Origin of the sequence: Streptomyces sp. (assembly GCF_035563135.1) — a bacterium.
Classification (GTDB): domain Bacteria; phylum Actinomycetota; class Actinomycetes; order Streptomycetales; family Streptomycetaceae; genus Streptomyces.
Map to the genome: position 1 here is coordinate 1 of NZ_DATMVN010000734.1, position 9,462 is coordinate 9,462.

The following is a 9,462-nucleotide window of genomic DNA, read 5'->3' on the forward strand; positions in this document are numbered from 1 at the left end:
ACGCCGGGACGCCGCCGGGCGCGGCCCGAGGACCGCCCCGAATGGCCCTGCGCGCACGCGGCGGAGTCACGCTGCGCCAATTCATCGATACTCAAACATTTCTGCGAATAACGTCACCGGTGAATAGCGGGCCGGGCCAAAGCGATTCCCCGCAGCGCCGGTAATGGATACCGGACTGAGACAAAGTCCACATCACATCGTCATCACAAAGACGCGGGATCGGCCGGATCACACACTCACTCGCTGTAACGTCCATTGCGTGCGTACCGACATCTTTGCCCGTCTGGACCGGGAGCCGGAACCGCCGAAGATAGAGATCCCGCGGATGAGCCGTCACCGCATCGCTCTCTTCGGCGGGACTTTGGCGTTCTATCTCGCCATCGTCGTCGCCGTGCTCGTCTCGTCCTGGCTGGTGGCTCTCGACTGGAAGGTCATGCTGTTCCGGCCCTATCAGCAGTGGCCGGAACTCCACGCCTTCCTCGACTACTACGTCGTGCTGGGCCAGCGTGGCCCCACAGCCGTGATGGTCGCCTCCTGGCTCGGCTGGCGCTCCTGGCGCCAGCACACGCTGCGACCGCTGCTCACCCTGGGCGTCTCCCTGCTGCTGCTCAACCTCTCGGTGGGCGCGGTCAAGCTCGGTCTCGGGCGGCTCGGCCCGCACTACGCCACTCAGATCGGCTCGGCGGAGCTCTACGCCGGCGGCGATATATTCCCTTCGGGTCACACCGCCAATGCCGTCGTGACCTGGGGAATCCTTGCCTACCTGGCCACCACGCCACGCGCCAGGCGCTACCTCTCGGCCCTGTCGGCGTTCGTCTCCCTGGGTGTGGGCCTCACCACCGTCTACATCGGTACCCACTGGCTCAGCGACGTCCTGCTGGGCTGGGCGGCCGGCCTGCTGATCCTGCTGGCCCTGCCCTGGTTCGAGCCGCTGATCACACGGACCGAGATCCTGATCCTCTCGGTGCGCGAACAGTGGCGGGACCGCCGCAGACAGCGGAGATCCGTCCCGGCCGCCCCCATGGCGCCGGAGCCGGTCCTGCTGCCGCAGGCGCTGGGCGGAGGGGCGGCGGCCGAGGGCGGCCAGGGGCCGTCGAGCCGGGGCCCGGCCCCCGGGGCGGGGGGAACCTCCGGTCACCCGGGTGCGGCCGCCAGGGCGCGGGCGCACCAGGCACATCCCGTACGTCCGGAGCGGATGCCGCTGACCCCGGGCGGCTCACGCCGTCCTTCGCACACGGACCGCTCACCGCGGGGCAGCACGGGCCCGTCCCGCCCGGTGACGGGCGGACCGGTCGGACCCTGACCCAGCCGCCCCTGACCTGCGGGGACAGTACGCGTCCCCGTCCACCGCGCACAGCCGAAGGCCCCGACCGGAGTGTCGGGGCCTTCGCGCGCCGGGGCGGGGTTCAGCCGACCCAGCAGCGGGTCACGGTCGCGGCGTCCACCTCGAAGTTGATGCGTCCGCCGCGGAACTCCATGGTGATCACGGAGCCCGGCGGGAGGGCCCGGACCGTGCTCCACCCCCGCGCTCTGGCCTGCTGTTCGGCGGTCTCGGCGTCGAGGCCCACATAGGACTCGGGGATGTCGTCCGGCTGGGCGGGAGGGGTCGGTACAGATGCCATGCCTCTCACCGTAGGCCGCCCGGCGCCGCGGCGGTAGCGGTGGCGGACACCGGTCCCGGCGCGTCCCCGTGCACCCCGGCGGTCACGCTTGTGTCACAGGATCCCCACAGGCGTTTACGCCCGACCACTTCACCCGATCGGTCGGCCCGGCAGTGCACAACCCGAATTTCCGCCCTCCACGGAAAGCCGTCCAAGAGCTGCCGGGAGAGAATTACCGGTTGCCGGACACCGGGCGCGGCCTCGCTTTCCGGTATTTCCGGAATGGAGAATATACGAGTTCGCCATCTGGAATTCACTCGCCCTTACGCGGTCCTTACTCCGCCCGCCCGGCCGGGTTCCCGGCCGAAGAGCCCATGGGCCGCCGCATCATCCGGAATGCAACGGTCCGGGATGCGGCGGCCGACGGGCGGGCCGGGCCCCCGGCTCAGTCCCGCCCCCGGCGGATCACCTCCGCGGCCTTGTAACGCAGCGCGTACGCCCCGTCCAGCACGCTGCCCCTGGAACTCTGGACCGCGTTGCGCAGCGGCCCCTGCGACCTCCTTCCCCCGCCTCGCGCGGCCAGCTCGGTGAAGAGCTTCTCGTGCCGCTGTGCGATCGGCGCCGGATCGAACCGCGCGGCGGAGACCCGCGCGGCACGGCCCATCCGGTGCCGCAGGGCGTCGTCGTCGATCAGGCCGAGCAGGGCCTTCGCGAACGCGCCGGTGTCCCCCGGCGGCACCAGCCGCCCGTCCGTGCCGTCGTCGATGATCTCGGCGGGCCCGTGGGGGCAGTCGGTCGCCACGACCGGCACACCGCAGCGCATCGCCTCCACGATGGTCATGCCGAACGACTCCCGCTCGGACGTGACGGCGGCGATGGAGCTCTTGGGCCACTCCGCCTCCATCGGGTCGACCGAACCCATGAGGAGGACCCGCTCCCGGAGCCCGAGTTCGTCGACGAGCCCGCGCAGGGGCTGCTGCTCGTTGCCGGACGCGTCGCCGGCGCCGTAGATCCGCAGCCGCCACTCCGGGCGCACCGCCGCGACCTCGGCGAAGGCCCGGATCAGTACGTCGTAGCGCTTGACCCGGTGCAGCCGCCCGGCCGCCACGATCCACTTCGCGTCGCAGTCGGCGGGCGGGCCGGCGGGCTCGGGCACGCTGTTGGGGATGGCCTCGATCCGTACGCCGGGCAGCCGCAGCCTGGTGCGGTAGTCCCGGGCGTCGGCCTCGGTCACGGTCGTGACGGCGTCGAGCAGTCCGTACCGGTGGCTTATCTCCCGGCGCAGCCGGTAGCCGTGGCTCTCCAGGGTGAGGTGCTCCTGGCCCACGCGGACCGGGCCGCGCCGTGCCTGCCGGCTGATGTGCACGTTGAGGCCGGGGCGCGTACCGACGACGACATCGGCCTCCAGGGAACCCAGATGGGACGCGATACGGCTGTCCGTGAGCCTGCTGTACTGCCCGTGCCTGGTGTCGCCGCGCGGGAACACCGCTGCGGGCCTGGCGTGTTCGGCGGCCTCGCCCTCGTATCCGGGGCTCGACCTGCGCAGATCGACGAGGTGGCGCATCCGGACGCCGTCGGGTGCGCCCAGCTTCGGGTCGTCGCGGTGCCGGAAGACGGAGACGATCTCGACGTCGTGCTGCTCCGCCAAGGTCCTGGCGAGCGTGAAAGTGGTACGGATCGTTCCCCCGATGCCGTACGCGTTGTGGAGCAGGAATGAAATGTGCATTACGTAGTCGTTTCCCCTGTTCGACTGGTCTGCAACGGACCTTACGTGGCGTCAGAAGTGGGCACAGCATTCGCACACGAGTCGCACAGACCCGTGACGTTTCGAACGGAGGACTGCGGATCCGGGGCCTTCACACGGAATGCCCGGCTCCGAATCAGCCGTGCGCTCTTCCGGTTCATCGGTCCGCCGACGGGGATGCTTAATCTCCCGATTCGCGCGTGACTCCCGCCCCGGGTCTTCCGTTGTCTCTTCATGAGCCGGGAACCGCCCGGCCCACGCACCGAGTTCGAGGAGCCACCCGTGCCGCGCATGCTCGACGTCAGCGAGGACGTACGCGCCGAGATCGGCGATGCCGAAGCCGACCGGCTGCTCGTCGGCGACAGTGCCCCAGGCAGTTACGACTGCACCTCGTGCCGCACCCCCGGCGACTCCGACCAGGAGCGCACCAGCACGGTGCTGTTCGTCGGCGACGAGACCGCCGTGCTCGCCTTCGCCCACGCGACCTGCATCCCCTCGCAGGTCGTCCAGGTCGCGGAGGACCAGCTCCAGGGCGCCGTGCGGTCCATCACCGGCAGCGAGCCACAGAATTCGGAGGGCCTCATGCCCGAACAGGCCGTCCTCGGCATCACCAGCGGTCTCGTCCTGATCGAGGACGACCTCCACCCGGCCCTGGTCGTCGAGCCCACCGGGCCGATCGCCCGGCCCGGCACCGACGGCAGCGGCGGCGACCAGTTCCTCCAGCTCCTGCTGGAGCAGGGCTTCCTGCCCACGCCCCACCTGAACCGGCTGCCGGGCGTCCTCCCCGGCTGGTCGGTCCTCCTCGCCAGGGGCGAGCTGCACGCCGTGCTGCAGCCCGGCGCCGGCGGCGGCAGCCCGGTCGCCTGGTGGCAGGCCCACCAGCCGCTCCAGGTCACGGAGGGCTGGCGGACGGCCGCCAACAAGTCACAGAGCGTCCTGGTCTTCGCCGCGCCCGCCGGCTCCATCGGCCAGCAGCCGCGCGAGGACCTGCTCCGTGACGCGCTGGACAAGGCCGCGGCCAACGGCCTCCTGGTCGCCGCGGCGATGCCGCTCGCCGGGACCTGACCGTGTCCGTGCCACCCGTCCCTGCCCGCCGAACAGCGTTTTCTCCGTCCCGCCCGCATCCCACGGGCGGTGAGGTCGTTGGCACCTACGTGCACTCATACGACCCTCCTCGCCGGCAGCAGGCCCCGATTCCGGCCATGCGCCCGTCACAGGACCCCTCGGGCGGCAGGTCCCCCACTCCGATCTACGACGCGCTGTACAGCGAGTACAGGCGGTCGTTCAGGGCACTGCCCGGGGACCGTACCGGTGAGGAGAATCTCGGCTTCAGAGCGTTCGGCATCGGGACGTTCGGCAGCCGTGCTCCCCTGGGCGGCCGTGCGGCGGCGAACGCCCAGGGCAGCCACAGCGCGGCCAGTGGCAACCCCGGTTCCTGGCAGCGGGTCGGACGGCACGCCGGCCGCGCCCGGCCCGCCGCACTGCCGCCCGGGTCCACGGAGGCGTGAGGAGTACGGCGAAGCCCCGGCCCCCACGCTCGTGGGGGCCGGGGCTTCGCCGTACTCATCGGTTCACTTCTTGCGGCCGCGCTTCTCGCGCACCCGCACCGAGATGTGCAGCGGCGTGCCCTCGAAGCCGAACTCCTCACGCAGACGGCGCTCGACGAAGCGGCGGTAGCCGTGCTCCAGGAAGCCGGACGCGAAGAGCACGAACCGCGGCGGCTTGGTGCCCGCCTGGGTGCCGAAGAGGATGCGGGGCTGCTTGCCGCCGCGCACCGGGTGCGGGTGGGAGGCGACGATCTCGCCGAGGAAGGCGTTCAGCCGGCCGGTGGGGACGCGGGTCTCCCAGCCCTCGATCGCGGTCTCGATCGCGGGGACCAGCTTCTCCATGTGCCGGCCGGTGACGGCCGAGACGTTGACGCGCGGGGCCCAGGCCACCTGGGCGAGCTCCGTCTCGATCTCGCGCTCCAGGTAGTAGCGGCGCTCCTCGTCGAGCGTGTCCCACTTGTTGAAGGCGAGCACGACAGCGCGGCCCGCTTCCACCGCCATGGTGACGATGCGCTGGTCCTGCACGCTGATCGACTCGCCGGCGTCGATCAGGATGACGGCGACCTCGGCCTTCTCGACGGCGGCCGCCGTACGCAGCGAGGCGTAGTAGTCGGCGCCCTCCTGGAGGTGGACCTTGCGCCGGATGCCCGCCGTGTCGATGAACTTCCAGGTGGTGCCGCCGAGCTGGATCAGCTCGTCGACCGGGTCGCGGGTGGTGCCCGCGAGGGGGTTGACGACCACCCGGTCCTCGCCGGCGACCTTGTTCAGCAGGGAGGACTTGCCGACGTTGGGCCGGCCGATGAGCGCGATGCGGCGCGGGCCGCCGAGCGCACTGCCGAACCTCTGGGCCGGGGCCTCGGGCAGGGCCTCCAGGACGGCGTCCAGCATGTCGCCGGTGCCGCGGCCGTGCAGGGAGGAGACCGGGTGCGGCTCGCCGAGGCCGAGCGACCAGAGCGCGGTGGCGTCGGCCTCGCCGCTCTGCCCGTCGACCTTGTTGGCGCACAGGACCACGGGCTTGCCGGCCCGGCGCAGCAGCTTGACGACGGCCTCGTCGGTGTCGGTGGCGCCGACGGTGGCGTCGACCACGAAGACGACCGCGTCGGCCGTCTCGATGGCGTACTCGGCCTGGGCGGCGACGGACGCGTCGAGGCCCAGGACGTCCTGCTCCCAGCCGCCGGTGTCGACGACCTTGAAGCGGCGCCCGGCCCACTCGGCCTCGTAGCTGACGCGGTCACGGGTGACACCGGGCTTGTCCTGGACGACGGCCTCACGGCGGCCGATGATCCGGTTCACCAGGGTCGACTTGCCGACGTTCGGGCGTCCGACGACGGCGAGCACGGGGAGGGGGCCGTGACCGGCCTCACCGATCGCGCCCTCGACCTCCTCGAGGTCGAACCCCTCCTGCGCGGCGAGCTCCATGAACTCCGCGTACTCGGCATCGCCAAGTGCTCCGTGCTCGTGGTCCGAGCCGCCGGAGTGAATCTGGTCGTTCATGAAGTCCGTTCCTCTTTGCATCATCATCGATGGGCCACGGTCGCGCGGCCCACTACTCAAGTCTTCACCGGGCGCCCGGTGAGGCGCCTGGAGTTCTCCAGGTGAGCGGTCAGCCTGCCCTGGATGCGCAGCGTCGCCTCGTCCAGCGCCTTCCTGGTCCGCCGCCCGCTGCCGTCACCGGCCTGGAAGGCGTCGCCGAAGACGACGTCGACCCGGCTGCGCAGCGGAGGCAGCCCTGGTATCAACCGTCCACGGCGCTCCGAACTTCCCAGTACCGCGACGGGAACGACCGGCGCTCCGCCACGCACCGCGAAGTACGCGAGCCCCGCACGCAGGGAGGCGAAGTCGCCCTCGCCCCTGGTGCCCTCGGGGAAGATCCCGAGGACCCCGCCGTCGTCCAGCACGCCGAGTGCCTGCGTGATGGCGTTGCGGTCGACGGTCGTGCGGTCCACCTTCAGCTGCCCGATTCCGCGCAGGAACGGGTCGAGGGGGCCGACGAACGCCTCCTTCTTGATCAGGAAGTGGACGGGCCGGGGCGCGGTGCCCATCAGCATCGGCCCGTCGAGATTGTGCGCGTGGTTCACCGCGAGTATGACGGGTCCCGCGGTGGGGACCCGCCACGCGCCGAGCACCCGGGGTCTGAACAGCCCGTACATGAGCCCGATGCCGATCCCGCGCCCGACGGCCGCTCCGCGCGGCGTCGGCGCGGCGGTGGCTTCGGTCACTTCGCGGCCTGCTTCTCCCCGACGAGGGTGACGACGCACTCGATGACCTGCGCGAGGGTCAGTTCGGTGGTGTCCACCTCGACGGCGTCACCGGCCTTGGCCAGCGGTGAGGTCTTGCGGCCGGAGTCGGCGGCGTCCCGCTTGATCAGCGCCTCCCTGGTGGCGGCGAGGTCGGAGCCCTTGAGCTCACCGCTGCGGCGGGCGGCGCGCGCCTCCGGGGACGCGGTGAGGAAGATCTTGATGTCGGCGTCGGGCAGCACCGTGGTGCCGATGTCACGGCCCTCGACGACGATGCCCCGCTCCGCCTGCCTGGCGATCGAGCGCTGCAGCTCGGTGATGAGGGTGCGCACCTCGGGCACGGCGCTGACGGCGCTGACCTTGGAGGTGACCTCCTGGGTGCGGATCGGGCCCGAGGCGTCCTCACCGTCGACGGTGATCGTCGGGGCGGACGGGTCCGTGCCGGAGACGAGGACCGGCTTGCCGGCTGCCATGGCGATCTCGGCCGGGTTCTGCACGTCGATGCCGTTGTTCAGCATCCACCACGTGATCGCCCGGTACTGCGCGCCGGTGTCCAGGTAGCTGAGGCCGAGCTGGGCGGCGACAGCCTTGGAGGTGCTCGACTTGCCTGTGCCGGAGGGGCCGTCGATGGCGACGATCACTGCGGCCGGGGCGGTCCGGGCGGCGGCGCTTGCGGTTTCCACGGTGGTGGACACCTTCCTGGTACACGGGGCGGGCGGAGCGTGGCCACGGAACGGCCTCCCCCAAGGTTACCGAGTGCGCGAAGCGGCCTCGTACCGTGCCTCCGGGGCCGCCCGGACCCGCTACGGGCGGATCGACCAGCCGCGCTCGCCGAGGGCCGCGCCCAGTGCGGGTGCGGCGCTCGGCTCGACCATCAGCTGGACCAGTCCGGCCTGCTGGCCGGTGGCGTGCTCGATGCGGACGTCCTCGATGTTGACGCCGGCCCGCCCCGCGTCGGCGAAGATCGCCGCCAGCTCGCCCGGCCGGTCGCTGATGAGCACGGCGACGATCTCGTACGAGGCCGGGGCGGCCCCGTGCTTGCCGGGGACCCTGACGCGGCCCGCGTTGCCACGGCGCAGGACGTCCTCGATGCCCTCGGTGCCGGTGCGGCGCTCGTCCTCGTCGGCGGACTGCAGGCCGCGCAGCGCCCGGACCGTCCCGTCGAGGTCCGCGGCGACGCCCGCCAGCACGTCGGCGACCGGGCCGGGGTTGGCGGAGAGGATCTCCACCCACATCCGGGGCTCGGAGGCCGCGATGCGGGTGACGTCCCTGATCCCCTGGCCGCACAGGCGTACGGCGGTCTCGTCGGCCTCCTCCAGACGGGCGGCGACCATCGAGGAGATCAGCTGCGGGGTGTGGGAGACCAGGGCGACGGCGCGGTCGTGGGCGTCGGCGTCCATGACGACGGGGACGGCCCGGCAGAGCGCGACCAGTTCCAGGGCGAGGTTGAGGACCTCGGTGTCGGTCTCCCCGGTCGGCGTGAGGACCCAGGGGCGGCCCTCGAAGAGGTCGCCGGTGGCCGCCAGCGGCCCGGAACGCTCCTTGCCGGCCATGGGATGCGTGCCGATGTACGGCGTGAGGTCGGCCCCGAGCGCCTCCAGCTCGCGGCGCGGGCCGCCCTTGATGCTGGCGACGTCGAGGTAGGCGCGTGCGACCCCGTCACGCATGGCCGTGGCGAGCACGGAGGCGGTGTGGGCGGGCGGTACGGCGATGATCGCCAGGTCGACGGGGCCCTCGGGCGCCTCGTCCGTACCGGCGCCCAGGGCGGCCGCGGTCCGCGCCGAGGACGGGTCGCGGTCGGCGAGGTGCACCCGGATGCCGCGTCCCGCGAGGGCGAGGGCGGCGGAGGTGCCGACCAGGCCCGTTCCGATGACGAGGGCTGTTCTCACTGGGCGATGTCCTTGCGGAGGGCGCCGGTGGCGCCGAGGTAGACGTGACTGATCTCGGACTTGGGGAGATACGTCTCCACATGCGCGAGGACGCGGACCACACGGGGCATGGCACCGGTGATGTCGAGCTCCTGGGCGCAGATCAGCGGTACGTCGACGATACCGAGGCCGCGGGCGGCGGCGGCCGGGAAATCGCTGTGCAGGTCCGGGGTTGCGGTGAACCAGACACTGATCAGGTCGTCGGCGACGAGCTGGTTGCGCTCCAGGACCGCGGTGAGGAGTTCGCTCACCCGCTCGTCCATGTGTCCGGCTTCGTCCCGCTCCAGCTGGACGGCTCCACGGACCGCTCGTACCGCCACGTCTCACCCCTCGTCGCCTCGTGCTGTGTGCTCTTCCAGCCTAGAGGTGCGGCGGCGGCGGCGGTCACGGTGCTCTGTCCGTGAG

At 71.8% G+C, this 9,462-nt stretch carries 10 protein-coding genes; 3 read left to right on the forward strand and 7 right to left on the reverse strand.

From position 1 onward, the window contains the following. Positions 1–259 precede the first annotated feature (259 nt). Positions 260–1,303: a phosphatase PAP2 family protein gene (locus VN520_RS32535; protein ID WP_325750529.1), complete on the forward strand. Its 1,044-nt coding sequence runs from the start codon at positions 260–262 to the stop codon at positions 1,301–1,303. A 103-nt stretch (positions 1,304–1,406) separates the two neighbouring features. Here the strand turns inward: VN520_RS32535 and VN520_RS32540 are convergent, their stop codons facing one another. Both VN520_RS32540 and VN520_RS32545 read right to left on the reverse strand, forming a co-directional pair. After that, positions 1,407–1,622, reverse strand: coding sequence for an I78 family peptidase inhibitor (locus VN520_RS32540; RefSeq protein ID WP_325750530.1), 216 nt, complete (start codon positions 1,620–1,622; stop codon positions 1,407–1,409). A 424-nt stretch (positions 1,623–2,046) separates the two neighbouring features. Continuing rightward, positions 2,047–3,327 carry a glycosyltransferase family 4 protein gene (locus VN520_RS32545; protein WP_325750531.1) on the reverse strand — a complete coding sequence of 427 codons (1,281 nt, stop codon included), beginning with the start codon at positions 3,325–3,327 and terminating at the stop codon, positions 2,047–2,049. A 300-nt stretch (positions 3,328–3,627) separates the two neighbouring features. On the opposite strand from VN520_RS32545, the gene VN520_RS32550 reads away from it, so the two are divergent. Then, entirely contained in the window at positions 3,628–4,410 is a 783-nt protein-coding gene (locus VN520_RS32550; RefSeq protein WP_325750532.1) for a hypothetical protein, read from the forward strand. A gap of 137 nt (positions 4,411–4,547) precedes the next feature. After that, entirely contained in the window at positions 4,548–4,853 is a 306-nt protein-coding gene (locus VN520_RS32555) for a hypothetical protein (RefSeq protein ID WP_325750533.1), read from the forward strand. Positions 4,854–4,916: 63 nt separating this feature from the next. Here the strand turns inward: VN520_RS32555 and der are convergent, their stop codons facing one another. The 5 genes from der to aroH all read right to left on the reverse strand — a co-directional run bounded on the left by der (position 4,917) and on the right by aroH (position 9,377). Further along, a complete protein-coding gene (gene der, locus VN520_RS32560; protein WP_325750534.1) occupies positions 4,917–6,386 on the reverse strand; it encodes a ribosome biogenesis GTPase Der in 1,470 nt (489 codons plus the stop codon). 56 nt (positions 6,387–6,442) lie between these two features. Continuing rightward, a complete protein-coding gene (locus tag VN520_RS32565; protein WP_325750535.1) occupies positions 6,443–7,111 on the reverse strand; it encodes a lysophospholipid acyltransferase family protein in 669 nt (222 codons plus the stop codon). Then, entirely contained in the window at positions 7,108–7,824 is a 717-nt protein-coding gene (cmk, locus tag VN520_RS32570; RefSeq protein ID WP_325750536.1) for a (d)CMP kinase, read from the reverse strand. Before cmk ends, VN520_RS32565 begins: the two co-directional genes overlap by 4 nt. Before the next feature lie 108 nt (positions 7,825–7,932). After that, the gene (locus VN520_RS32575; protein ID WP_325750537.1) at positions 7,933–9,018 is read right to left on the reverse strand and encodes a prephenate dehydrogenase; all 1,086 of its coding nucleotides are present in this window, start codon (positions 9,016–9,018) and stop codon (positions 7,933–7,935) included. Then, complete coding sequence (aroH, locus tag VN520_RS32580) at positions 9,015–9,377, reverse strand: chorismate mutase (protein WP_325750538.1); 363 nt, start codon at positions 9,375–9,377, stop codon at positions 9,015–9,017. The genes VN520_RS32575 and aroH overlap by 4 nt, the downstream gene beginning before the upstream one ends. Between the last annotated feature and the right edge of the window lie 85 nt (positions 9,378–9,462).